At 64.9% G+C, this 24,471-nt stretch carries 20 protein-coding genes and 1 pseudogene; 11 read left to right on the top strand and 10 right to left on the bottom strand.

Annotation, left to right across the window (positions count from 1 at the left end; all coding sequences use genetic code 11):
* On the top strand, positions 1-1,361 hold a 1,361-nt coding region (locus ACO0LV_RS17830; protein ID WP_424787592.1), incomplete at its 5' end, for an IS1380 family transposase.
* Between the two features lie 93 nt (positions 1,362-1,454).
* On the opposite strand, the gene ACO0LV_RS17835 is transcribed toward ACO0LV_RS17830, so the two are convergent.
* Complete coding sequence (locus tag ACO0LV_RS17835; protein WP_424789273.1) at positions 1,455-2,108, bottom strand: molybdopterin-dependent oxidoreductase; 654 nt, start codon at positions 2,106-2,108, stop codon at positions 1,455-1,457.
* 86 nt (positions 2,109-2,194) lie between these two features.
* Between ACO0LV_RS17835 and fdhD the strand changes: the two genes are divergently transcribed.
* From fdhD to ACO0LV_RS17860, 5 genes are all read left to right on the top strand, one after another.
* On the top strand, positions 2,195-3,037 hold the full coding sequence (gene fdhD, locus ACO0LV_RS17840) for a formate dehydrogenase accessory sulfurtransferase FdhD (RefSeq protein WP_424789274.1): 843 nt from the start codon (positions 2,195-2,197) through the stop codon (positions 3,035-3,037).
* Positions 3,038-3,240: 203 nt separating this feature from the next.
* Positions 3,241-3,363: a hypothetical protein gene (locus tag ACO0LV_RS17845; RefSeq protein WP_424789275.1), complete on the top strand. Its 123-nt coding sequence runs from the start codon at positions 3,241-3,243 to the stop codon at positions 3,361-3,363.
* Between the two features lie 157 nt (positions 3,364-3,520).
* Positions 3,521-3,655 (top strand): hypothetical protein, encoded by a 135-nt coding sequence (locus ACO0LV_RS17850; protein ID WP_424789276.1) that lies wholly within the window; start codon positions 3,521-3,523, stop codon positions 3,653-3,655.
* A 1-nt stretch (position 3,656) separates the two neighbouring features.
* A complete protein-coding gene (locus tag ACO0LV_RS17855; RefSeq protein ID WP_424789277.1) occupies positions 3,657-4,334 on the top strand; it encodes an ArsR/SmtB family transcription factor in 678 nt (225 codons plus the stop codon).
* A gap of 142 nt (positions 4,335-4,476) precedes the next feature.
* Complete coding sequence (locus tag ACO0LV_RS17860; RefSeq protein WP_424789278.1) at positions 4,477-5,841, top strand: MFS transporter; 1,365 nt, start codon at positions 4,477-4,479, stop codon at positions 5,839-5,841.
* A gap of 6 nt (positions 5,842-5,847) precedes the next feature.
* Here the strand turns inward: ACO0LV_RS17860 and ACO0LV_RS17865 are convergent, their stop codons facing one another.
* Positions 5,848-6,363: a CGNR zinc finger domain-containing protein gene (locus ACO0LV_RS17865; RefSeq protein ID WP_424789279.1), complete on the bottom strand. Its 516-nt coding sequence runs from the start codon at positions 6,361-6,363 to the stop codon at positions 5,848-5,850.
* 87 nt (positions 6,364-6,450) lie between these two features.
* Here ACO0LV_RS17865 and ACO0LV_RS17870 point away from each other — a divergent pair, with 87 nt between their 5' ends.
* Positions 6,451-7,446 (top strand): alpha/beta fold hydrolase, encoded by a 996-nt coding sequence (locus ACO0LV_RS17870; RefSeq protein ID WP_424789280.1) that lies wholly within the window; start codon positions 6,451-6,453, stop codon positions 7,444-7,446.
* An 11-nt stretch (positions 7,447-7,457) separates the two neighbouring features.
* Positions 7,458-8,174, top strand: a complete 717-nt coding sequence (locus tag ACO0LV_RS17875; protein ID WP_424789281.1) for an NADPH-dependent F420 reductase — start codon at positions 7,458-7,460, stop codon at positions 8,172-8,174.
* Here the strand turns inward: ACO0LV_RS17875 and ACO0LV_RS17880 are convergent.
* Positions 8,110-8,608, bottom strand: a pseudogene (locus tag ACO0LV_RS17880) (AAA family ATPase). The gene ACO0LV_RS17875 and the pseudogene ACO0LV_RS17880 sit on opposite strands and share 65 nt — an antisense overlap.
* 159 nt (positions 8,609-8,767) lie before the next feature.
* Here ACO0LV_RS17880 and ACO0LV_RS17885 point away from each other — a divergent pair.
* The 3 genes from ACO0LV_RS17885 to ACO0LV_RS17895 all read left to right on the top strand — a co-directional run bounded on the left by ACO0LV_RS17885 (position 8,768) and on the right by ACO0LV_RS17895 (position 11,655).
* Positions 8,768-10,201, top strand: coding sequence for an MFS transporter (locus tag ACO0LV_RS17885; RefSeq protein WP_424789282.1), 1,434 nt, complete (start codon positions 8,768-8,770; stop codon positions 10,199-10,201).
* Positions 10,198-11,184 (top strand): sigma-70 family RNA polymerase sigma factor, encoded by a 987-nt coding sequence (locus tag ACO0LV_RS17890; RefSeq protein WP_424789283.1) that lies wholly within the window; start codon positions 10,198-10,200, stop codon positions 11,182-11,184. Before ACO0LV_RS17885 ends, ACO0LV_RS17890 begins: the two co-directional genes overlap by 4 nt.
* A gap of 180 nt (positions 11,185-11,364) precedes the next feature.
* On the top strand, positions 11,365-11,655 hold the full coding sequence (locus ACO0LV_RS17895; protein WP_424789284.1) for a helix-turn-helix domain-containing protein: 291 nt from the start codon (positions 11,365-11,367) through the stop codon (positions 11,653-11,655).
* 148 nt (positions 11,656-11,803) lie between these two features.
* Here ACO0LV_RS17895 and ACO0LV_RS17900 read toward each other — a convergent pair whose 3' ends face one another.
* The 7 genes from ACO0LV_RS17900 to ACO0LV_RS17930 form a co-directional block, all read right to left on the bottom strand.
* Entirely contained in the window at positions 11,804-13,816 is a 2,013-nt protein-coding gene (locus tag ACO0LV_RS17900; protein WP_424789285.1) for a DUF3732 domain-containing protein, read from the bottom strand.
* Complete coding sequence (locus ACO0LV_RS17905; RefSeq protein WP_424789286.1) at positions 13,813-14,313, bottom strand: three component ABC system middle component; 501 nt, start codon at positions 14,311-14,313, stop codon at positions 13,813-13,815. The genes ACO0LV_RS17900 and ACO0LV_RS17905 overlap by 4 nt, the downstream gene beginning before the upstream one ends.
* Positions 14,310-15,545 carry an ABC-three component system protein gene (locus ACO0LV_RS17910; RefSeq protein ID WP_424789287.1) on the bottom strand — a complete coding sequence of 412 codons (1,236 nt, stop codon included), beginning with the start codon at positions 15,543-15,545 and terminating at the stop codon, positions 14,310-14,312. Before ACO0LV_RS17910 ends, ACO0LV_RS17905 begins: the two co-directional genes overlap by 4 nt.
* Before the next feature lie 315 nt (positions 15,546-15,860).
* Positions 15,861-16,487: a hypothetical protein gene (locus ACO0LV_RS17915; RefSeq protein WP_424789288.1), complete on the bottom strand. Its 627-nt coding sequence runs from the start codon at positions 16,485-16,487 to the stop codon at positions 15,861-15,863.
* A gap of 157 nt (positions 16,488-16,644) precedes the next feature.
* Positions 16,645-19,233 (bottom strand): AAA family ATPase, encoded by a 2,589-nt coding sequence (locus ACO0LV_RS17920; RefSeq protein ID WP_424789289.1) that lies wholly within the window; start codon positions 19,231-19,233, stop codon positions 16,645-16,647.
* Positions 19,230-22,157 (bottom strand): DEAD/DEAH box helicase family protein, encoded by a 2,928-nt coding sequence (locus tag ACO0LV_RS17925; RefSeq protein WP_424789290.1) that lies wholly within the window; start codon positions 22,155-22,157, stop codon positions 19,230-19,232. The genes ACO0LV_RS17920 and ACO0LV_RS17925 overlap by 4 nt, the downstream gene beginning before the upstream one ends.
* Positions 22,154-24,181 (bottom strand): site-specific DNA-methyltransferase, encoded by a 2,028-nt coding sequence (locus ACO0LV_RS17930; RefSeq protein ID WP_424789291.1) that lies wholly within the window; start codon positions 24,179-24,181, stop codon positions 22,154-22,156. Before ACO0LV_RS17930 ends, ACO0LV_RS17925 begins: the two co-directional genes overlap by 4 nt.
* Positions 24,182-24,471: the final 290 nt, after the last annotated feature.

A 24,471-nucleotide genomic window follows, 5' to 3' on the forward strand; every position in this document is an offset into this window, starting at 1 on the left:
ATGACCCCAATCTCGTGTCGGCCGCTGGGCTGGTGCCGTTGATGGCCCTGGCCCGTAAAGCCGACCTGAGTGTTCTGGCGCAGGAGCGGTTAAGTATCGCTGGTGACAAGGGTGCCAATGCTGGTGCGAAGATCTCCTCGCTGGTGGCCGCGATGGCCGCCGGGGCGGACAGTATCGATGACATGGCCCTGTTACGTCATGGGGCGATGGGCAAGATCTTCACCCGCCCCTACGCGCCTTCGACCCTGGGGTCGTTCTTGCGGTCCTTCACCTTCGGGCACGTGCGCCAAGGCGATGCGATCGCCTCGCGGTTCCTGGGCAAGTTGGCCCAGCACGCCGACCTGCTCGGCGATGCCGCCGATACCGGGCCGGTGATGGTCGATATCGATGACACCATCATCGAAGTCCACGGCTATGCCAAGCAGGGCGCGGGGTTCGGCTACTCCGGGGTCCGCGGGCTGAACGCACTGCTGGCCACCGTCTCGGGCGCCTCCTTCTCCCCGGTGATCGCCGCCCAGCGGCTCCGCAAGGGCTCCACCGGCTCACCCCGCGGGGCCCAGCGACTGGCTACCGATACGTTGGCGCTGATCAAGCGCACCCATCTGGCCGGACGGGCAGTGCTGGTGCGCGGCGATGCGGCGTTCTACTCCCAAGAACTGGTGGCCGCCTGCCACAAGGCCGGAGCGCAGGTGTCGATCACAGTGCGGATGGACCCGGCGATCAAGCGCGCCATCGCCGCCATCGCCGAGTCGGCGTGGGAGACGATCAAGTACACCGAGGCGATCTTCGATGAGGCTACCGGCAAGTGGATCTCACGGGCTGAAGTTGCTGAGATCGACTACACCGCTTTCACTTCCAAGAAGAAGGCCCAGCACATCCCCGGGCGTCTGGTGGTGCGCCGCATCCCAGAATTGAACCCGAAGAAGGACACCGGGCAGGGCGCCCTGTTCGAAACGTGGCGCTTCCACGCCTTCTTCACCACCAGCAGCACCGACGAGCGCGACACTGTGGTTGCTGATCAGGTCCACCGGGCCCACGCGATCATCGAAAACGTCCACGCCGATCTGAAGGCCGGGCCGCTGGCGCACCTGCCCTCAGGGGTGTTCAACGCCAACGCCGCCTGGCTGGTCTGCGCGGTTATGGCCTTCAACCTCACCCGCGCCGCCGCCACGACCACCCGGGCCGCTGACCTGGCCCGGGCCCACACCGCCACGATCCGGCGCAAGTTGATCAACATCCCCGCCCGGGTGGCCTCCTCAGCCCGGCGCCTGCGACTACATCTGCCAACCAACTGGCCCTGGCACCAGGCCTGGACGAACCTTTACGACCACGTCCTGCCGGCCCGAGCACCATCCACCTGAGCGCCAACTCCTGCACCGACGACCAAGGAACCCCAAGTGGAAAAGCCGGACAGACCGGCGATTTACCCCTGCCCTTGCAGCGTTTCGAGCATCTCAGCCCAGATCAACTCGCCTTATCGCCCCATCGGTGGATCGAGGCTTACCGATCCCGATCGTGCGCCCCAGCGCCTCCCCGGAGGACTCGTGGCACATGTTCGAACAGTCCGGCAGATTGTTCGTGCCGAATCCGCGCACCATCAACTGGTACAGGAACGCTGCCTCGTTGGAGGTGCGCCCGGAGGTGTAGAACGCCGCCTGGTCCGGATGGGCGAGGGAGCGCAGTTCGGTGGCGATGCGCGTGAACGCCTGCTCCCACGTGATGGGCCGGTAGTGCGTGTCCCCGGCCTCCTTGAGCATCGGGGTGGTCATGCGGCCCTGGCGGTTCAGCCAATAGTCGTCGCGCCGGGCCAGATCGGCGATGGAGTGCTCGGCGAAGAACTCCGGGCGGACCCGTTTCCGGGTGGCCTCACTGGCCAGGGCCTTGGCGCCGTTCTCGCAGAACTCGGCATGACTTCGCTCCCCCGCCTCCGGGTCCGGCCACGCACAACTCATGCAGTCCACGCCGTCGGGCTGGTTGAGTTTCAACAGGCCGGCGGCGCCGCGCACCGGGCCCATCTCCCGCAGCACGTGCCGAAGTGCCGTGGTCACCCCCGCCGCCCCGACGGCGCTGTCCGGCGGCGTTGTGACCTTGAGCTCGTCCTCGGTCATGTCCGCACCGCCCTATCCTCGGGTGTGCGGTTCATCGTAGGCGCCTGCGCCTGCGCGGACCCGACGAAGCGGGAGGTGAGTTGCCGATGGCGCGGATCGTCAAACGATGGCCGGTGCTGCGTCTGGACGCCGACGGCGGGCGGCGGGAGCGGGCCGACCAGATCGCCGGTGAGGAACCGTTGGAGATCCGGGTGGGGGCCAGCGCATTCTCGGTGACGATGCGCACGCCGGGCTCCGACCTGGATCTGGTGATCGGGTTCCTGGTCTCCGAGGGCGTGATCCGGCGGTCGGACCAGGTGCGCCAGATCGCCTACGACGGCCTCACCCCGCAGGGAGAGCGTGACTACAACGTCGTCAGTGTGCACCTGAGCCAGGACGTGGTGCTGCCCGACCTGGCGCGGCACGTCTACACCACCTCCAGTTGCGGGGTGTGCGGGACCGCCTCGATCGAGGCGATCCGCAAGACCTCGGCGTACCCGGTAGCCGACGACGACGTCCGGTTCACCCTGGCCGACCTGCTGGCGCTGCCGCAGCGCCTGCGTGAGCGCCAGGAGGTCTTCGGGCGTACCGGTGGGGTCCATGCCGCGGCACTGTTCACCGCAGACGATGACGGTGCCCCGTCCGTGCTCTGCGTGCGGGAGGACGTGGGTCGCCACAACGCGGTGGACAAGGTGGTGGGCTGGGCGTTGCGAGAGGATCACCTTCCGCTGCGCGCCACGGTGCTGCAGGTCTCGGGGCGGGCCTCGTTCGAGTTGGTGCAGAAGGCAGCGATGGCAGGGGTCCCGGTGCTCTCGGCCGTCTCGGCACCCTCCGCCCTCGCGGTGGAACTGGCGCAGGAGGTGGGCCTGACCCTGGTCGCATTCAACCGCGGTGACCGGCTGAACGTCTACACCGGAGCCCACCGGGTGGTGTCCGGCACGGACACCTGAGACAGCAGGTCAGGGCTGCTCGCGCATGCGCCTCAGTGGGCGATCCGTGTCCCTGGATCGCGTTCCTTCGCGCGCCGTAGCCGCCTGCGCCCGGCGCGGACGCTCACATCAGCACATGCGCAACATCTCTTTCGCAACACCCCTTGCGCAATGATCCTTTCGCAAGTAGTGTTGTGTTCACACCCACCGAAAGGACCAGCACCATGCGACGCATCGCCCCCACCTCCCTCCGCACCACTCGGCGCTCCCAGATCGCAGCCGAGGCCGCCCAGCACCGCCACGACCTGCACCGGGCCCAGGCCTCCCTGCACGCACGGCCGGTCTGATTCGGCGGCGAACCTGCCGGACTCGCCGGCAATGCGGAGCCCAGTCCGCGAGCGGCTCCCCCGCCCCACGCTCACAATGAACCTTTCGCAATACGTCTTGCGCAACGTCCCTTCCGCAAGTACTGTTGTGCATGAGCCACCAGAGAGGACGCAGATCATGCGCCGCACCACCCCGCACCTGAGCACCATCCGCCGCGCCACCACTCGACGCAGCCAGATCGCCGCCGAGATCGCCGAACGCCGGCAGGACCGCTTCCGCGCCCAGGCGACTCTGCACACCCGGGGTGCCTGAGGTGAGCGAAACGACCGCCTCCCCCGAGGACCAGGACCAACCCGGCCGGGCCGAGTACCGCAGCACCGACCCTGCGGTGATGCGGGCGCTGGCCCACCCGTTGCGGATCGAGATCATGGAGATCCTCGACGAGGTCACCGAGGCCACCGCAAGTGAGATCGCCGCCAAACTCGATCAGAGCGTGGCGAACTGCTCCTTCCACCTGCGGATCCTGGCCGGCGGCCGCTTCATCGAGCGGGCCGAACCCCGGGGCCGGGAGAAGCCGTGGCGTTCGATTCACAAGTCCCGCGACATGCGCCCTGATCGGGATGATCCCACCGGGATCGCAGAGTCGACCGAACTGGGCGCTCTCTACGTCCAGCGCGAGGCCGCCCGGGTGATCAAGTTCCTGCGCGAGGCGCCCGCCTATATGAAGGACCGCACGTGGGTGCCGGCGGTGACCGTGAACACCTCCACGTTCTGGGCCACCCCCGAGGAGATGGCCGAGCTCGCCGAGGACATCAAAGAACTGGTGGACCGGTTCGAGGGCCGCCGCGACCCTGCGAATCGGCCCGCCGGCGCCACCAAGGGTAGGTTCTTCGCCACCCTCAACCCGGACCTCGACGAGTTGCTGGCCCGAGCCCAGGACGTCGAAGCCGCCGGCGACAAGGCCGACGGCAGCAGCGATCAGGCCCCTTGATCAGCACGGGCACCCACACCACACGCGACTTCCACCCGGCCCGCTCCGGATTCGGCTGACCCCATCGGATCCGCCCACGCCCGGCGCGCACCGGAGGTCGTCAATGCCGCCGACAGTTCCCCGAGGATGAGGACACCGATCCATGAGTACCCCACGCCCGGATGACGCCGAGACCGAGGCTCCGACCGCCGTCGCCGATCCCCCGATCGGCATCCAACCGGCTTCGCCCACGCCTGGTCAGCACCCCCCGGTGAAGCCGTCGCTGCGCGAGCGACTACCGCTGGCGATGCGCCACCAGTCCTTCCGGCGACTGACCCTGGCCTGGGTCAGCACGAACATCGGGGACAGTGCCCTGTTCCTGGTACTGGCCATCTGGGTGCGGGAACTCACCGGCTCCGACAGCGCCGCCGGGCTGGTCTTCGCAGCACTCGGGTTGCCCGCTCTTCTCGCCCCCCTGGCTGGACAACTGGCCGATCGCGTCTCGCGGCGCCGGCTGCTGATCGCCACCAACGTGGGCGTCGGCCTGGTCGTGACCAGTCTGCTCACGGTGCAGGACGCCTCCGGCTTGTGGCTGATCTACGCGGTCACGTTCTGCTACGGTCTGGCCGCCTACCTGACCTCGGCTGCCCAGTCCGGACTGCTTCGCGACATGCTCAGCGATGACGAACTGCCCGGCGCGAACGGACTGTTCACCACGATCGACCAGGGCCTGCGGCTGATCAGTCCGCTGCTGGGCACCGGCCTGTTCGTCCTGACCGGCCCGCATGCCGTCGTGGTCCTGACCGCGACCTGCTTCCTGGTCACCGCCGCTGTGCTGACCACGGTACGCCTGAAAGAGTCGCCAGCACCGCAGGCCACCGATGCTCCCGGGGCGTTGCGACAACTCGGCGCTGGTTTCGGCGTGCTCTGGGGCGACCCCACCCTGCGCCTGATCACCATCGTGCTCGGGATCGCGGTGGGCATCACGGGATTTCTGAATGTGCTGGTCTTCCCCATCCTCGAGCAGGGGCTGGGGGTGGGCTCCCAGGCGCTGGGCATCGTCGTCACCGTCCAGGGTGTGGGCGCGGTGATCGGTGGGGCCACGAGCGCCGCGATCCTCAAACGCATCGGGGAGCGCCGCCTGGTCGGCGCGGGGCTGGGCGTGCTCAGCGGTGGGTTGGTCGGCTCCCTGGCGATCATCACGATCGTGCCCGCCGATGGCGCCTTCGGTCTGCTGCTGATAAGCCTCACCCTTGCCACCTCCGGGCTCGGCATCCCCTGGTTCGTGGTCGGGGCGTCGAACTACCGGATCCGGGTCACCCCTCCGGGCATCCAGGGCCGGGCGAGCGCGGCAATGAATATGGTCTTCAATGCGCCTCAGACCGCGGCCACGGTGGCCGGTGCGGGGATCATCCTGGTGATGGATTACCGGATCCTGCTCGCCCTCTGCGTGGTGGCCCTGATCGGGTGCGCGCTGGCCTGCCGGCCGTGGGCCGCAACGGCGCAGGTCATCGATAATTCCCGGTAGCAACGCTCACTCCTCCGTGGCGCGGTTGCGCTGGTAATGGCGCCGGACCTTGGAGCGGTTCCCGCACAGCGCCATCGAACACCACCGGGCGGTGTTGGCGTTGCTGCGATCCAGCAGGAACCGGCAGCACTCGGGGTTGGCACAGGGTCGCAGCCGCTCCGGGCTGCGCGCATGGATCGAGGCCCAGGCGAGCATCGCCCGGGCGGCGAGCACCTGGTCGGCAGGGACGCGTAGGTGCCAGCTCAGGCCGCTCTCGGACAACTGCGGATGGAGTCTGACCTGGCCCAGATCCGCCTGGAGAGCCTGCGCGGGTGAATCCCCGCGGGAGACTGCCTGGATGGCGTCGCGTACGCGGCGCAACTGCTCGGCCTCTGCGGCGGTGCCGACGCCTCCCCGGGCCACGGCCCAGTCCTGCGCCTGCGGGAGGCTCCCGAACTCGTCGACCCGCACGCCATCCACCACGGGGGTGGTGTTCAGCAAATCCAGCAGCAGGTCCTCATCGACGCGCGTCACGATCTCCATGCTAACCACCTTACTCGAGTTTGACAGGTTAGCACTCGACTGCTTGAGTGCCCTAACCACCTACGCGCAATTGAGAGGGTTAGTACTATGGTCGCTGTCCACCACCGGTTCGCTGAAGTCGATGGGTACCGGATCTTCTACCGCGAGGCCGGCCACCGCGATGCCCCACCCGTTGTGCTGCTGCACGGCTACCCGACGAGTTCGCACATGTTCCGCCACCTCATTCCCCGCCTCGCCGACGAGTACCGGGTGGTGGCGCCGGATCACCTCGGCTTCGGGTTCTCCGATGCTCCCAGCGTGGAGGAGTTCGACTACACCTTCGACGCGCTGGCCGCCATCACGGCCAAACTGCTCGAGGACCTGGGCATCACCGAGTACGCCATGTACGTCATGGACTACGGGGCCCCGATCGGTTGGCGGCTCGCGTTGGCGAACCCGTCGGCGATCACGGCGATCGTCAGCCAAAGCGGCAACGCCTACCAGGAGGGTTTCGTCGAGGAGTTCTGGGCCGGACTGTGGGAGTACACGACGGATCAGAACAAGCAGACCGAGGCCGCGGCCCGGGAAGCACAGACGCTCGAGGCGATCAAGTGGCAGTACCTGAACGGTGAGGCCGATCCGACCCTGGTGGATCCGCTGACCTGGGTACATGATCACGCCATGGTGTCCAGGCCGGGAAACGACTTGATCCAACTGCGCCTGTTCCGCGACTACGCCACCAACCCACCGCTGTATCCGGCGGTGCAGGAGTACTTTCGTTCCTCCCAGGTCCCGTTGCTGGCGGTATGGGGACGTGGCGATGAGATCTTCCGGCCCGAGGGGGCCAGAGCGTTCGCCAGGGACCTTCCTGACGCCCAGATCGAGTTGCTGCCCGGCGGACACTTCCTGCTGGAGTCGGCCCTGGACGAGGTCACCGCACTGATCCGCGGCTTCCTCGCGCGGACACTGACCCGTGGCGCCGACCTGGCGCAGGAGGGTTCAGGACCAGTTCGCCAGGGCCACGGTGAGGGACTCGATCACCCGGGCGCAACTGCGATGCCGGTCGCGCGGGAGTCGGAACACGCCGGTGCGGACCTTTCGTAAGGAGAACGCAAGTGACCACCATTGGCATCCTCGGCGCCGGGCAAGCCGGCGCTACCCTTGCCCGCTCGGCGATCGAAGCAGGCTATAGCGTCCTGATCGCCAACTCGCGTTCGCCCCAGACGATTGCGGATCTAGCGCGTTCTCTCGGTCCACGCGCCCGTGCCACATGGGCCGCCGACGCCGCTGCGGCGGCCGACTTCGCTGTCCTTGCCTTCCCCTACGTTCCCGGCCACGCACTTCCCGCGGAGGAGTTGGCCGGGAAGGTCGTGCTCGACAACAACAACTACATGCCCTGGCGGGACGGCACCTTCTCGGCTGTTGATGCCGGCACCAGGACCGTGCACGAACTGCGGCAGGAGCAACTGCCTGCTGCGAAACTCGCGAAGGCGCTCAGCCACATCCAGTTTCACGGGCGTGACCAGGTGCGGATACCGGGCGATGAGGCGCCCGCGCTGGTGCGCCTCGCCCGCCCAGCCGGAGCGCCAGATCGCTCCGCCCTTGTCGTCTCGAGCAACTACCCCGAGGCGGTCGAACTCGTGAGAGGTTTCTACGATCGCCTCGGGTTCGACACGGTCGATAACAGCCCCCTGAACGAGTCGTGGCGCAGCACCCCTGGCACACCGATGTGGCAGGCATCCTTCGATGGACAGTCCCGGGAGGAACTCATCCGCAACCTGCAGCGCGCCGAGCGCACTCGGCCGTCATCGTCCAGGAGCCCTGCCGGATGACGGTCAGCGGGCCTTCGTCGTCGGTGGGTGGCTCGAAGTGATCGAAGTACGACGCGGCCCGCTCGTCGCTCAGCGTGTAGTCGTCACCGTGGGCGAGCCTGCGCGCGCGGATCCGCTCCAGGGCGACCTCGCGCGGAGTCGCCACGTAGATGGTTTCGGGCTCGACCCCGAGCGGTCGCAGCAGGTCGCGGTACTCATCTCGGGTGCGGCGCGACCAGAACGAGTAGTCCAGCACCACGTCGCTGCCGTCGGTCACCAGCTGGATGAGCCGGTCGCGCAGTTCGCTCTCGATCTCGGCGTGAACGTCCGGTGGTAGAGGCATCGAGGGGATACCCCCGTCGCCACGCCTCCTGATCGAACGACAGTCTGGACATGCCCTCGGCCTCGAGCCGGCCGGCGACGGTGGACTTGCCCGACCCGGCCGGACCGCACATGAACACGACCTTGACCACAGTCCCGATCCTACGAGCGCCTCCCGCACGACCGGCTCGCACCCGAGGATGCGATCGAGGTGCCAATTCCGGCGTACCGATGAGTCTGCCGGTGGACAGGTATCTACCTCTGTGACACCGATGGTCTGTGGAGGATGCCCGATGGTTCGCACGGAAGTGAAGACGGTACGGCGCTGGTGGGTGCTAGCCGTTGTGTGTATGGCGATGTTCATGGGCGTGCTGGATTCCACGAGCGTGTACGCAGCCCTGCCCGCGATCGCACGCGACCTCGGGTTCGCTCCAGCGGAGGTCCAGTGGGTGATCACCGCTTATGGAGCCGCTATCGGCGGCCTGTTGCTGTTGGGAGGGCGGCTGGCCGACCGTCTGGGCCGGCGGATGGTGTTCATGGTCGCGGTCGCAGTGTTCGCGGCGGCCTCCCTGGCATGCGGACTGGCTGCCACCAGTGAACTCCTGATCGCCGCCAGGGTGCTCCAGGGCGCTGGCGCGGCGGTGATGACCCCGGCGGGGTTGTCGATCCTGATGAACGCCTTCCCCAATGGCCGGGAGCGACATCGGGCCCTGGGCATCTGGGGCGGTCTGGGCGGCACGGGGGCTTCGGCTGGGCTCCTGCTGGGCGGTGTGCTGACCGACTGGGTGGGCTGGGCCTGGGTCTTCTACACCAATGTCCCGGTGTGCCTGATGGTGTTGGTACTGTGCCCGATCCTGCTGCCCGAAGGCCCTCGGAACAACCAGCGGCTCGATCTGCCTGGCTCGATCGTGGCCACCAGTGCGCTGGTGCTGCTGCTCCTGGGACTGTTCAGGATCACCGAGCACGGGGTCGATCTTCCTGCCGCGGTTTTCGGTACCGGCGCCGCCATCGCGGCAGTGCTGTTCGTGGTCGTGGAGCAACGCAGCCCGGCACCGCTGGTGCCGATGCGGATCTTCGCCGGACGCACCCTGGTCGGTGGCAACCTGGTGATCGTGATCGCCGGTGTCTCGGTCGATGGTCTACTGATCGTCGTGACGCTGTACGCCCAGCAGGTCCTGGGCTTCTCCGCACTACAGTTCGGACTGACGATGGCGATCATGACCGTCACCTCGGTCATCGGCGTCCTGGTCGGGCAGCACCTGGTCACCCGGTCCGGGTTCCGGAAAGTAGCTGGCGCGGGTATGGCCCTGTTGTCGGTCGCGTGCGTACTCCTGGCTCGTCTGCGGCCCGAGGGCGGCCTCGTCGAAGACCTGCTCGGCGGCTTGGTGATATTCGGTGCCGGTATGGGTGCGGCATTCGTCGCCGGTCAGATTGCCGCCTTGGCCGACGTCGCCGAGCACGACGCCGGGCTGGCAGCGGGCCTCGAGGAGACCTCCTTCGCGCTCGGGACCACGATCGGTGCGGCACTAGCCTCGGCGGCCGCCATCGGTTACGCGACCCGCGCATCCGCCATCGAGGCACCAGTCGTTGCGCTGACCGAGGGGATCCAGTTCGCTCTGACCGTGCTGGCTGGCGTCGCAGCACTTGGTGCCCTGCTCGCCGTGCTCCTGCTTCGGCCGCAGCAGGAGCAGAGCACCGAAACCGGGGAAAGGATGTGGACTTCGTGAGTACGCAAGAACTCGGCCATGACTTCGATCGCCGAACCCGCCCATACCGGTCCGAACTGCTCGCCCACAGTTATCGGATGCTGGGCTCCATCCACGATGCCGACGACGCCGTCCAGGAGACCTACCTGCGCGCCTGGCGCGGTTACGCCGGTTTCGAGGAACGCTCATCGATCCGTACCTGGTTGTATCGGATCGCGACCAACACCTGCCTACGCGCCCTGGAGAACCGCGGGCGCCGCGCCCTGCCCTCCGACCTGGGTGGCCCAGCACAAGACCCCACAGCGCAACTGGCGCAATGGCCCGAGCTTCCGTGGCTGGAACCTCTTCCGGACACCAGGCTCGGCGCCTCGGCCGCCGAGGATCCCCTCGCCGAAGTGACGCAACGTCACAGCGTCAGGCTGGCGTTCATCGCCGCGTTGCAGCGCCTTCCCCCGCGCCAGCGCGCCGTCCTGGTACTGCGCGAGGTGCTCATGTTCAGCGCAGCCGAGGTTGCGGCCATGCTGGAGACCACCCCAGCCGCGGTGAACAGTCTGTTGCAACGTGCCCGTGCCCAACTCGATCATGATCGGGTCGACGAGGATCAGGTCACCGAGCCACCCACCCCACACCAGCGCGAACTTCTCGACCGCTACGTCACCGCGATGCACGCCAACGACATCGACGGACTCGTCGCGACCCTGGCCGCTGACGCCGTCTGGGAGATGCCGCCCTATCCGGCCTGGTTCCACGGCGCCTCCACGATCGGGCGGATGGTCGCTGCGCAGAGCCCCGCCCGCCGGTCGGGTGATCACCTGCTCGTGCCCACCAAGGCCAACGGGCAACCCGCCTTCGGTCTCTACCTCCCGGACGAGCGGGGTGTCCACCGTGCGTTCAACCTGCAGGTCCTCACCCTGACCCCGGCCCGGATCTCACACGTCGTCGCGTTCTTCGACCTACGCCTCTTCGGCCGGTTCGGCCTTCCGGAGACGAGACTGCCGAACTGAGGCAGCAATCGCGGGACCTTCCGAAGGTCCGGCGCGGGCGGTCGGCATACGCTCTTCTGATCGCTTGCGCCTGCACCGCGCTGACGGGTCGGTTGGAGTCTCCCGAAGGAATCCAGCGATCAGTATGCGTCTCGGGGGCGACTCACCTTGACGCCTACATCGGTCGCTCGGTCACCATGAGTGGAAACCCTGGGAACTTACTCGAATCTCAGGGGTGGCGAAAACCCGGCGTTGGCGCTGATCGAAGATGCGAAGAGGTGGCGCACACCTTCGGGGAATCGAAACGAGGTGCGGCTTAGGAAGAGGATCCGGCGGCTGTCCGCCAGCGAGATCGATGAGTTGGCGGCGGCCTATGAGGCGGGCGACTCTGTCTATACGCTTGGTCGCCGCTACGGCATTCACCGGACGACGGTGTCGGAGCATCTGCGACGAGCGGGGGTTGAGATCCGTCGCACGAGCCGGGTCAAGTGATCACCTCGGAGGACGACCCTGACGTGGGCGAACTGGCGTTGCGCAGTACTCGCGGCGCCGTTCCGTAGTCAGGCTGGTCATCGACGACAACCAGGCGGCGCGTCCACCCATGAGTCTGCCGAGCGGTACAACTTCCGGACGCGCGATCTCACGACCCGGCTTCGGGCCCGGTGGCGCTGTCGACGCCCTCTCCCGAAAGCGCGGACTGTTCTGTGCTGCCAGTTCGAGTCCACTCGTCCGGAATGAGGGCACCGCCGTCACGCCAGGTTTCGACGATGGAGTTCTGGAACCAATCATCAGTGAAGTCTGCGTGGTCGAAGGCGATGATCTGCAGTTTCCCGTCCATCTCGGTAACGACGTCGAACATCATCTTGTAGAGCTTCCGCGTGTTGTCGCGGTCGGTATCGGACAGTTCGGTGAGGTCGCCGCCGCTCACGCGGTCGCGAGGGAAGAACGCCTGGCTGGGCTGGTCGAGGACGATGAACCGAGGTACGGGGCGGTTCGCCGCGATGAAGTACTGCTGTAGCGCGAGATAGGCCGCGAGGTGGTAGCCGACCCAGCTCATGCCACTCCCGATCGCTCCGGCGTCCATGTAGGCGGGGCCCTGAAGGGTGTCGGCAACGACGGTAAGCCGGTAAGGGTCGATGCGCACGCCGTGCTCTGAGTGCTCCAACGGCAAAGACCTCGCGAGTTCCGTCATTCGTCGACCGACGATGTTCAGAAGGGAGTTGACGGCAGAGCGGAGCGATTCCGGATCAAGCTCGTCGGCAAGCCTGTCAGCCTTAGCTTCGAGCGCCTCAATCGTCCCCTCGAGCTCGGTGATCGTGTCGTCGCTTTCCAGCGTGGTCGTGTCGAGGTACTGGGCGATGCGGCCTCGGACGAAGCTCTGCTGGTCCCAGCTCCGCTGCGCAGCAGCGCGGATGTCGTCAGTGTGGGCCAACGCTTCGAGTGCGGCGTCGATGTCGGCAAGCTCTGCCCTGACGTTGGTGCGCGCCTGTATGAGCTCTGCGCGGGCGGCACCAACGCGGGGCTGATCCCGCTGAGCCAACTCGAGTCGACGCGCGACACGGCCAAGGCTTTGCTCGATAGACATGTGGGTGTCGGGTGTGTCAAGTCGGGTCTGACATACCGGGCAGAGCGCGTCTGCATCGCTGGCGTCCGGAACTAGTCCGATGGACGCGAGCCGGACACGGTGTTCATTGAGCTCTGCGCCATAGTCACTGTCGACTCTGGCGAAGTCATCAAGGCCGCGAACCTTGTCGTTGATGTCGCGCAGAGTGGCGCGCAGTAGCGCGCGGCGCGCGAGCAGGTTCTCAGACTCGGCTCCGCTGTCGACCGCGTCGATGCTCACTGTCGGTTCGTCGCGACTCAGAATGCTGGTGAGAACCTCAACTGCCTCCCCCGTGTCGGTGGGGACAACATCGGTGGCAAGCAGGCCGGCGTTCTTGGCGTCGGCGATAAGTCCTACGGCACGTCCGACGCCGAGCTGGCGGTAAGCGCGGGCCTCATCGAGTCGCAGGGTCTGGCGCCGAATATCGCGACGCAGGCCAGTGAGTTCTTCTCGCTTGCGCAACGCATCAGCGTCTTGGGCGCCGAGGAAGTACGGCAACGTGTCGCGGATCGCCTGCTTCTGGAAGTCTCGGTTCTGATGGTGGAACAGTAGGTCGGGGTTAGCAACCTCACCTTGACCCTGGAAGTTGTAGTAAAGCGAGTGGCGAAGGTTCGCTGCCAGGGCTCTGCGGGTCTGCCCCTCGGCCGGGACGTGGAGGTTCTCCTCGATGCCGATCAGCCCGCCGAGGTAGTCGACGAGGTCGGTGCTGTTGGCGTTGACCTCCAGCGCGTCGAAGGCGGGGATCTCGTTCTCACCGATGGTGAGCATCGCCTGGGCTGTGGTGCTGCCGTGCGCAGGGGCAGGACGTCCAACGAAGAACGTGGTGTCGCCAACGTGGCCGAGCAGCCCGTACCAAGCAACGGTGTCCTGGATGGGTCCGAGAGGAACGTTGGGGCTGTCGCCGCCAAGCAGGAATCGGAGGATACCGATGATGCTGCTCTTACCGGTGCCGGATTCGCCCGTGATGATGTTCAACTGCCCGGGACGGAAGCGGACCTCGCGGATGTTGCCAGCCCGGCTGTAGAGGATGAGCGCGTCGAGTTGCATCATGGCCGGACTCCCCACTGTGCGAGGGTGGTGGCCTCGTCGGCGTCGGTGCCGGCGAACCACTTCCCGAGGAACCCTGCGGCCTTCTGACAGGAGAGCCAGTCCTCGGTGGGCTTGAGCGTCGGAGGACGCCGCCCTATCGTGCCAGCGGAGAGTGTGCCCAATGCGCCGATCAGGATCGTGTGCCCAAGTCCGTAGGCAATGGCCGCGGCGGTGTAGGGACGGAGGCGACGCACCCGGTCTGGCAAGTCCATCAGCAGCACGGGATGCTCACGCAGCCAAGGCCACATGGACGCGGCCGTCGTCTTGGGGAGTGCATCACGGGTCGGCTTGTGCAAGGCGTTGGGCAAGATCAGGAACGCGTAGACCACCGGCATCGGCGCCCCCGCCTTCTCCGCGTATCCGGCGCAGACCTTATGCAGGAGTACCGCGCAGAATGCCGGGTTGAACAGGACGCTCGTCTCGGAGTCTAGGGCGGACTGGATGGTGTCGTTGCTCATGCGACGGCACCTTGCCCTGCGGTGGCGCTGGAAACCTCGTTGAGCCGGTGTCTAAGCAACTGGACCCAGTCGGGGTGCCAACCGATCTGCAGCCGGTCAGCGAGGATGTGAAGAGAGCCGAGGGGAATGTAGCCGGATCGGACGTCCCGGCGAATCTCAGGGAGGTCGCGCTGCTGGATCGCGACATACAGTTCTTGCGCTCGCCGTTGCTTGTCTGCATCCGTGATCTCAGTGTCGTTCGCGGAGAGTTCACCGACCGGCAAGAAGACGCGGTTCCACTCCTCGATGAGGCGCCGATCGTAGCTATCGAGCTCGCCGACATTCAGCAGTTGCTCCCGTTGCCAGCGGGACCGTTGCAGGAACGCACGGTTGTGGTCGTAGACGGCCTGCCGAATCCTGTCATGGTGCAGCAAGATGATCCGCAGTTGCTCGACGAAGATCCGATCATCTTCATTGAGCTCCTGCTCAGTCGGCTGCGGGACGTCGCCGTAGTCCAGCGGCAGGTTGTCATCACGCAGCGTCTGAGCGATGTGCAGGAGGCGTTGCTCGATCTCCTCCAGATCGATCCAGTCGGTCTCACCTTGAGCGATCCGGGTGAGATGGGTCATGGCGCGGCCGTGCCACCAGCCCCGCAGCCGCTCAATCAGCGGGCCGCGGCGCGGTCCGGTGGTGGCTTTGCGCACCGTGCCCACGAGCGCGTCGGTGAGCGTGGCGGCGTCGACGGCGGCGTCTAGGACGGTCACCCGGGTGAGAAGTCCCTGTCGCTGTTCCTCCCTCAGCTCCAGGTACTTCGTGTAGTAGGGCCGGGAGGATTCGTTGCCAGCCGCACTCGCCACCTTGTCGAGCTTCTGCATGGCCACCGTGATGTCTTGGACGCCACGTCCCGGCCCGAGCAGGCTCGCGGCGGAGTCGGCGGGCGCGGTCACTGTAGTGAACAGGAAGCACGCCGAGTCATCGTCGGCGGTCTCGATCCAGTTGTGAAGGGTCTTCCAGAAGTCGGGACTCGCGTCACCCAGAGAGCCATGCCGGGTGACGTGGTGTTTGGTCTGCCACAGCTCGCGAGCATCCCCATCGACATCGAACGTGATGTCATCAACAGTCTCGAGGGAGAGACGCAGGCTGACGTCGCCGTCCATGCGCTGCAGGGCGATGAGCAGCGCATACTCCACTTGAGCGAGGTAGCCTAGGGCTGAGCCTGCTGCGCTGAACCGATTGGTGGCGTCGCTGCTCATAGTCACGACGCTAGCAGCGGTCTCGATCATCCGGTCGCTCCCCCGCAGGTCGTGATCTTGGGTCTATCGATCTCTGGCCGCCAACGGCATTCCGCCCCAGGTGAGGATCCACCACACGGCGAAGGGCGACATCCATTCGCCACATCGTCCGCCGGCGCTGCCGGGGACCGCCGTAGCTACTTGAACCCCGACCATCGCCAGATGCGCCGATCTCCGCGGTCCGGGCGGCGGCAGCAGATACAAGCGAGCTCGGGTCGGGCGGCCTCGCGGCCGAATGGTGGCGGCGGGATAATTGCACAGATCAACAAGTCTTAGTCAGGCCACTTCGCCGAAGATTCGCCTCTGAACCTGGAGGTACCTGCGGAGGTCGACAACCACCCCACCCTCGGAGTCCTCGCTCGGCTTCTCGGCCTCATCCAGTTCGATGTCGTTCACCTTCGCGAGTTCACTGGTGTACTCGAGGACGATCCTGGTTAGTGTCGCAAGTTGATCTGGCGAGAAGGCGACTGTCGTGTCACCCTCGTCGCCGTATGCGACGACCGTGTCAAGATCGGCAATCAGGCGGTCGATGATGTCCGCATCAAGGCGGCCGTTCTGGATCGCCTCCAGGTATACCCGCAGCGACCGGTTGTAGTTCTGTACGCACTCGGGTACGTCCAGCTCGGCGTCCTTCTTGCGCTTTTTGACGGCTAGAACGACTCCGCCACCAACCGCCACCAACGTGAGTACCCCTGCCCCAACCGCAACCCAAGGGTTCTTGAGGCTCAGCGCTGCACGCTTCGCCACCTCCTCCACAACCTTCTCTGGCGTGGGAACCTCTTTGAGGTGGGTCACGAGCCGACCAGCAGTGTCGCGCACCACGCCCCCGTAGCGAACAAGTTCGCCACTGAGGATGCCTGCCGCGATCTCAGATGGAACGTAGAACGTGGGCTGAACGATCACGGCTGACCTCCGTGTGGGTGGCTGAGGTGGTAAGTCCGAGCGTAGTGACGGGTTCCGACACGTACATGGCCTGACGCGAGAGAAGATGGCTACCCATCACGTGGTGTTCGAGTTCTGATCTGACTTCCCCAGCTCGTAGATGAAGCCGGCGGTGAGGTCACGGCTTGCCATCGTTGGTCTTCTTCAGCTCCTGGAGCTCCGCCCAGTGCTGTTCGAGACCAGTCAGTGTTGGGCTCACACCAAGGGTGACCAGCGGCTGCGAGTGCCCGTCGATGTAGCGACACGCCACCTCGAAGATATCCGTCACTTTCGGCCCGATAGCGTCGATCTTGCTGCCGTCGATGTTTGGGAGCGTGGTCATCTGGACGTTCGCGCGATAGCGCTTGGTCACACCCTTCAGCAGTTCCTCCTCGGTGAAGACCTCGCACCACGCGCGAACGTGACTGTATGCCATGCGTACGAGCGCATCTCGGACTTCTCCCTCTTGTGACTTCGCGGCCTGGATAGCGTCGGTGATCCGTTTCCTGATCGCACTCAGCGAATCGATCCTCGGCCCGCTGGCACGGGTGACCTGTCCCTTGCCGTTCTCGTCGGTGACCTGGAAGTAGACACAGCGCTTAGACTTCTCGAAGAGACTGAGGAGTGTTGTGGCAAACAGGATGTCGTGCGTGAACACGATGACCTGGTTGTCGTCAGCCAGGCCGGCGATGCGCTGCGCGACCTCATTGATCCGACGGTGATCCAGGCTGGAGACAGGGTCGTCGAAGATGACCGGCGCGGTGATACCCGCCAACCGGGCCTCAGCCAAGAAGTCGGCAAGGGCAAGCACCTTCTGCTCGCCCTCGGACAGCACCTTCGACGGCTTGTGTTTGCCGCTCAGCACCTTGCGACGATGTGCCCGACCTTCACGTCCGACGAACTGCAGCTTCAGAGTCGGTGCCCTGAGCGCGTCGCATTCCTCAAGGAACAGGGCGTCGAAGCTCTGGTTGATCAGCTGATCGCTAGCGGTCTTCGCAAGTGCAGTGACGGCTCTCGCCAACGACGACAGTGGGCGCTTGAGGGTTTTGAGCTGATCGGCTTCCTTGGCGCTCCTGACCTGCGCTTCGATCAACGGCCAGGACTTGCCGAGTTCGGCGGCGTCCTTCAACTCCATGAGCTCGGCCTGCTTCTCTGCGAGCGCTTGCGTCCTATTCTGCTGTTGGGTTTCCAGCGTCGTGAGGCCTTCTCCGACAGCCACCAACTCGGTTTCGACATCAGCCCTCGGTTGCGTGACGACGTCCGCGATCGTAACGCTGGCGCGCTTGCCGTCTGCTACTGTCGATGCGAGTCCGCTCCTCGCTCCCTCGATAGCCGCGACCTGAGCGAAGTAGGAGGGCTGCTCCTCTTCGTCGTCGTACTCGTCCACGAACTGGGCGAGATCCTTGCCCTCGACACCTGTAACTTCATGCTTGAATCCCGCAAGCAAGCTGTCGGTGGCACGGATATCGGCGGAGATCCTGTCCTCTAGGTAGGTCGAGTACCTGGAGAGCAGGTCCCGTGCAGGGTCAAGCAGCGGCTGTCGGCAATAGAGGCACCGTTCCGAGTCATGTGCACCCAGCTCTACGAGGTGCTGGCGGTACGTCTCGCCGGCCTCAATAAAATCGCTCCAAGTATCGTCAGGTTCGGCGGGCAGGTCCGCAGCTGCGAACAGTTCTCTGCGGAAGGTTTCGTAGTCTGCCGCAAGCTGCGCTCGCTTCGTCAGCGCCTCGTTATAGGCCGTGGGATCGAACGACACGAGCGCGTCGGCAGCTGTCGCAGCCTGCGCCAAGACCCGCTGCTCAGCCTTGAGCGCGGTGATCTGCGTACCGATGGTGTTGGCGCGCAACGCAGCCACCGCCTGCGTGAGGCCGTCGAGGTCCGCCTCGACTGCCTCACCGGTAGCTGCCTTGGCCTTCAGCTCGGCGAGGTCAGTGGACGCACCGAGCGTCTCGATCAGCGGGTAGACAGACGACCCGCGTTGGAATCTGGACAGCAGGCCAGAACCGCCGGTGCCGAGCGCACTGATTGCGGCATCGATCTCACCCGTGACAGCTTGGATTGCAGCCGTGACGTGGTTGAAGAGCGCGAGCGATGCCGGGGTATAGACGTAGTCAAGGTCGTCATCGACGTGGGTTGTCACAGCGGGACTGTCGAAGATCGACATCCGCGTGAAGGGCGATACGCCGCGTTCCCCGGTCCAGGCGAACGTCTGCTCGTCATCACCGAGCTTGAACTTAAGCTTGGCAGTCTGCGCCTCGGCAGTGTCAGCTTCGATATCACCGAGAATCGTGTCAGCTGTGCGGCTATTTGCCAGTGCCTTGAACACGCGGGAGTATCCGGTCTTGCCCGTGCCGTTCTCCCCGTAGAGGATCGTCAGACCCTCGTGCGGCTCGATGATCGCCCCCGGCACGAGTGCGTTGACCCCGCGGACTTCCGAGAGCCGCGTCAGCGACAACGGAGGTGCCGCCTCGTCCTGTCGCGCCTCGACGTCAAGCTTCGGCACGGTTGACAGGTCGCGCTTGTCGAGCGCCTTCTCCTCCCGGAACAGCTTGTATGCCTTCTCAACAGTGGGCGCACCGACAGGGCGCCCACTCACGAGCACCTCAGCAACCAGCAGACGCACCCATTCGTCGCTGGCGTTCGCCCAGTCGGCTAGCAACGCACGAGGGTCGACCAACCTGGGCTCTTCCGTTGCATCGACGCTGGTTGCAGTCACATCGCCGCTCACAGGAGTCGCTCCTGATTGGCAGTGGATGCCCGACGCAGCCGCGCGTACTCAAGGAGGTCGGTGGCAGAGGCGTTCTTTTTCTCCCACTCGATGATCACCGACTCTCCGAGGAGCACATAGTCCCATCGACGGCTGTCGCGGTCTTCCTCTGGTAGCTCATTGATCTGCTCGCACCATGCCAGCGCGGCCTTTTTCTTGCGCTGCACGTTCTCATCGCTGAGGGCCGACTGCGCTTTGGTCTCGACGACGAAGACCGTCTCGGGTGTGCGGATCAGGAAGTCCGGCGAGTACTGCGCGGGCATGCCATCCGCTTTCAGATAGGGCCGACGTAAGAAGTCGTGTCGGTATTCATGCACCTTGGCGAGCGCCTCGATGCCGGAGTCCTTGTCTGCCCATCGGATGAAGCGTCGTTCAAGACCACCACCCTGAGACGGGATCGGAAGCTTCGGGTAGATGCACTTCTTGACCTCTTCCGCGGTGCTGCCGCGCACGGGGATCGTCGTAGCCTCCGACAGAAAGCGGTGCTGCACATCAGCGGAGGCCACGACCTGGCTCTCCTGCAACTCGACCAGCTTCGTGGCGAACGTCCCTGCGATGTTGTGAGCGACATCGTCGAGCAGCAACACCCGCCAGTTCTCACCAGCGAGCGGATCGAACTCCTGGGCGAAGAGCCGGTGGCGGATGTAGGTATCCAACCAGCCGGTCAAGAGCGGGCGGTATGCCTGCAAGATCGGGAACTTGGCGTTCTCGTTGTACTTGCTCTGGCTCTTGGTCATCGTGCGACCGAGCGCTTCCGTGATGCGAGTCGTCATACGCGAGAGGTAGTCGTTGTACCCGGTTGCTGTGAGGACGCCGCCGTCGACGCGGTAGTCGCCGTACTGCGTGCCCGTCTGCGCATCGTGCGAGACGAAGCGGTCGCCCGTGCCGATAACTTTGAGCATCATGTCAAGCGGGTACGGGCAGGGTGCCAGCGCGAGCGGGTCAATGCTCGGCTGGCGAAGCTCCTCATCGGCGTCGCGCAGGATGATCGGGATCTCAAAGTCGTACGCCTGGTAGCCAGGCCGCAGATCGACGTGCTCCAGGTCGCCGGTTGCGCCGGTGGTGTCCGAGTCGTCGCCGGTCTCGACCATGAGCCCGCCGCTAAGAAGCTCCTCGTAGAAGTCGCTGAATGCCGGGTGCTCGACGATGAACAGCACGTCGAAGTAGTTGGTCGGCTCAAGCCCTTTACTGATCCGCTCGCGGGTCTCGGCCTTCAGCTCATCGATCGACGGGTCGCCGCGCCACATAAGTCGAAGTCCGCGTCCGATGGTCTGCTCAAGCAGGATCGATGCTTGGGACGACCGCAGCGGCACGATGACCGCGATGTTGCTGACGTCGAAGCCCTCGCGGAGCATGAGCACCGAGACAATGACCTTGGGCTGCTTGTGCCGGTCAACATCGAACAGCTTCTCGCGGATCGGCTCCCAGTCCTTCGGGCCGAGCTCGGCCTTGCGTCCGGAATCCACGCGGAGGATGTCGTCCTCAGACAGGCCGGTGCTCTGCAGGTACTCGACGACGTGTGGCGTGACGTTGGTGTCCTCACAGACCACGAGGAGCTTCGGATGCTTGTCCGGATCGGCGTCGGTGAACTGGTCCTCAAGGATCTGGAGCTTCTTGAGGCCGGCCTGCAGCATGACGCGCTGGCCGTTGGAGAGGCCGGTGACGCGCTTCTGCTCGTCACGCTCCGCTTTGAAGTCGAGTGGAAGCGCTGCGATCTCCCTGCGCTTGTCGAGTGCGAGCGACTTGACGAGCCCAGCTCGCATGGCGGACTTGAGGTCAAAGTCAACGACGATGTGCGGGAAGTAGGCCTTGCCCTTGGAGCGTCCCGAACCGACTTCGTTATACGGCGTCGCCGAGAAGTCGATCTGGGTGAAGCGTCTCCCCTTGGTAGATGCGATCTCGCTCAGACTCTTCTGCCACTCGACATCCGTGACCTCGTCGGCCTTCTTGACCTCATGGATGTGGTGCGCCTCGTCGTTGAACACGACCAGGTCAGGCAGATCCTTCAACGCCTGGAGCGGTCCCCCTCGCAGGAAGCGTCGATCCAGCGTGTCCAGAGCGTTCCCAGCGCTCGTGCCTGGCGTGAGCGGGAAGAAGCTCTCGATAGCCGCCTTCCGATCGATCTCCGCGCCAGGTGCCTCGACCTCCGCCTCGTCATCGAGAAAGTCAGGATCCTCCTTGCCAGCCAGCAGATGCCAGTTGGTGATGGCGATCATGCCCGAGCCGGTGACCTTGCGACCGATCTCGGTCTTAGTCACGACGGACGACTGCAGGAACGAGAAGACTTGCGAGCGGTAGGTGTCCGGCACGAACAGACCCTGCTGGCGGTGGATGTCGCTGGTGGTGAAGTCACGCTCGCCCTCGTGCTCCTTGCCCATGAAGGAGTCGAGAAGACGGTCGTACACGATGAGGCCAGGTGCCACGAGCAAGAAATTGCTTGAGAAGCGCGGATCCGCTGGATTGGCGAGCTTGTTCAGGTACTGCCAGACGAGCAGAGCGTTGAGCACCCAGGTCTTACCGGTACCCGTTGCCATCTTCGCCGCGTACTTCGGGAAGTCGTGGCGCTGCCGGGTGACTTCGCCCAGAACGCCGCCCTCGAGCATCGCCTCGGGGGCGACTGCTTCGTAGAGATCGCGCAGCCGCGTCGTGCCGAGGACCTCATGGGCATAGATGATGTTGAGAATGGCGGCGCGCTGACCAGCATGAAAGCTCAGTTCCCGGAGGTCGCAGTAGTCCTGCTGAAACCAGTAACGCAGCAACTCGGCAGTGACTGGTGTGACTCGTTCAAGCAGCTCCGAACCTGAGCCGCCGACGATGCCCGGAATGAACGGATCAACGACCGACGACAGCCCACGAGCCAAGGGGAAGTCCGCGAAACCACTCACGACTCCACCTCCACACCAGAGATGACGACCTCGGACTCGAAGCCGAAGACGTCCACCGCTCGCACGCACACCGTACGCGCGCTGTCGAGGCGGGAAAGATCCAGTGTGGCCGTCGTGACGACACGCAACTCGTCGCTGTCGTTGTCGGTATTGCCTCGGTAGTCCTGCCAGACGGATCGGAAGACTTCGCCGTCGTAATCGGGATCGACCGCCCAGTACTCGACGAGCGCGAGAGGCTCCGTGTTCATGACCTGCTGGAGCTTGGCACGGTTGGCCTGGTCGAGATTGATCGCCTCCGGCGACAGCAGTACATAGTTCTGCAGGTTCACTGTCAGCGACTCCCGCTCACCTTCGGGCACGCGACCGGTCACCTCGGCTTGAAGGTACTGAAGGCTCGAGAAGCGGACTTCTGACGCCAGCTTGTCCGCACCCTTCTTCTTGAGCCGGTCGAGCAGATCCGGCGGGATAACGAGCACCTCAAGGTTCGGATCGTTCAGGTCGTTGATGTCCTGCCCAATGCCAGCGGCGAAGTTCCAGCCGAGCACCACGACCTTGTCGAAGCCGCCCATCTTCACCTCGCGGTAGCCCTGGGCACGCTTGAGCGTCGAGATCGTCGTGAGGCGTGAAGGGCTGTCCGCGTAGACCAGCGTGCGGGTACCCGGTAGCCGACCGAGGCTGCCGTTGACGTTCTCTTCCGGCGGCAGCGGTAGAGCGCCGTAGAGATCAAGCACCACCTTCGCCAGATCACCAACCCGGAATGAGCGGCCAAGCGTCGAACGCGCCTGCTCAACCTGGTAGTCGCCGATGGCCTGGTAAAGGAACGGCTTCGCGTCCTGATCGATGAGACGCTTGCGAGTCACCATCGCTGCAGGCTTCCCGAGGTCAGTCACGACCCAGCGGCGGCCGAGGCGCTCCGCAGCAGCAGCCGTTGTGCCAGAACCTACGAAGAAATCCGCAACGAGATCCCCTTCGTCCGAAGAGGCCTGGATGATCCGTTCCAGGAGTCGACCGGGTTTCTGCGTGCCATACCCGGTTGTCTCACCCTTCTGCAGCGTCTGCACGTCTGTCCAGACATCGCGCGACCGCACGCCTTCGGGATTCAGGTAGATCTTCTTCTGGGGCACGCGTCCGGGCTTCACCCAGAGGATCCCCTCTTCAAGCCACGTCAGCGCAGTCTCCCTCGGCATCCTGTAGCCGCCAGCAGGCGGCTTCTCACCGAGGCCGAGATTGTAGACGTAGCCACCGCCGCCCGGGTTGTCGATTGGGCCAAGTCGGTATTGCCCCACTTCGTCGGTCTTGAGTCGCTTCTCGTTCGATCCAGCGTGTGCTTGGAACACGTCGTTCCAGACGATCTTCTTCGGATCCTTCCGATAAAAGAAGATCGTGTCGTGGGACTTGATGAACTTCTTGTTCTTGGCAGAGGAGTCACCGATGGCGCCCGGCCAGACGATCTCATTTACGAAGGATTCCCGGCCAAACACCTCATCGAGGATGATCTTGAGATAGTGCGCCACTCGATAGTCGATGTGGACGTAGATTGATCCGGTCTCTGCCAACAACTCACGCATCAAGACGAGCCGAGCGACGATCATCGCGACGTAAGATGCGGTGCCATCTGCCCATGTGTCGGAGTAGGCAAATTGCTCCAAGACGGTCGGCCTCTGGTCGATGGTGGTACCAGGGAGCGTGATCTTCGTACGGTAGTCAGCTTTCGAGTCGAACGGCGGATCGATGTAGATCAGGTCTACTCGGCCGCGGAGGCTGGCGTGCTCGTTGTCGCCTGCAAGCAGGGCCGCCATCGCCAACAGGTTGTCGCCGTAGATCAGCCGATTGGGCTGGTCCGCAATGTCCTCAGCATAGTTGCCCGAGAAGTTGAAACCTGCGTGGTCCTTCGATGGGATCACCAGCTCTCGCGTCTGCAGGCTGACCCTGTTGCGCCCCTCCAGCTGTTCCAGGATCTGTGCCGCTTGACGCTTGCCTGCGGCGACGATGCCAGGCAGCTGCTCCAGTAGGGACTTGCTCATGCTGTGGTGTTCTCCTCGAGGCAACGGCCTGATGCGGGCTGGACATGGGTGCGTGTCACACGCTACCGGTGGGCACCGACACTGCTAGAGTCCCGCGCCGACCAGCATGGGAGTCTCCTCGGCCGGCGCAGCAGGACAGCCCAGGTCGAGCACCCAATCGGCGCACAACCAGGCGTTCGGACGGCCCCGCAGCGTACGGAAGCGGCGCTCCATTGTGCAGCGGCGCGCGTCAACCGATCGGGCCACGAGCCGAGGTTGGTCACGTGTCTCTGAGCCAGCGGTCGAGCACA

The sequence above is a fragment of the Pseudactinotalea sp. Z1739 genome, assembly GCF_049725055.1.
GTDB lineage: Bacteria > Actinomycetota > Actinomycetes > Actinomycetales > Beutenbergiaceae > CALKWS01.

Excerpts from the sequence above, each read along its gene's own strand:
- fdhD (WP_424789274.1), top strand. The coding sequence starts at position 2,195 with ATGGCGCGGATCGTCAAACGATGGCCGGTGCTGCGTCTGGACGCCGAC.
- ACO0LV_RS17850 (WP_424789276.1), top strand. The coding sequence starts at position 3,521 with ATGCGCCGCACCACCCCGCACCTGAGCACCATCCGCCGCGCCACCACT.
- ACO0LV_RS17905 (WP_424789286.1), bottom strand. The coding sequence starts at position 14,313 with ATGAGCAACGACACCATCCAGTCCGCCCTAGACTCCGAGACGAGCGTC.
- ACO0LV_RS17900 (WP_424789285.1), bottom strand. The coding sequence starts at position 13,816 with ATGATGCAACTCGACGCGCTCATCCTCTACAGCCGGGCTGGCAACATC.
- ACO0LV_RS17910 (WP_424789287.1), bottom strand. The coding sequence starts at position 15,545 with ATGAGCAGCGACGCCACCAATCGGTTCAGCGCAGCAGGCTCAGCCCTA.
- ACO0LV_RS17860 (WP_424789278.1), top strand. The coding sequence starts at position 4,477 with ATGAGTACCCCACGCCCGGATGACGCCGAGACCGAGGCTCCGACCGCC.
- ACO0LV_RS17865 (WP_424789279.1), bottom strand. The coding sequence starts at position 6,363 with ATGGAGATCGTGACGCGCGTCGATGAGGACCTGCTGCTGGATTTGCTG.
- ACO0LV_RS17930 (WP_424789291.1), bottom strand. The coding sequence starts at position 24,181 with ATGAGCAAGTCCCTACTGGAGCAGCTGCCTGGCATCGTCGCCGCAGGC.
- ACO0LV_RS17835 (WP_424789273.1), bottom strand. The coding sequence starts at position 2,108 with ATGACCGAGGACGAGCTCAAGGTCACAACGCCGCCGGACAGCGCCGTC.
- ACO0LV_RS17885 (WP_424789282.1), top strand. The coding sequence starts at position 8,768 with ATGGTTCGCACGGAAGTGAAGACGGTACGGCGCTGGTGGGTGCTAGCC.
- ACO0LV_RS17870 (WP_424789280.1), top strand. The coding sequence starts at position 6,451 with ATGGTCGCTGTCCACCACCGGTTCGCTGAAGTCGATGGGTACCGGATC.
- ACO0LV_RS17845 (WP_424789275.1), top strand. The coding sequence starts at position 3,241 with ATGCGACGCATCGCCCCCACCTCCCTCCGCACCACTCGGCGCTCCCAG.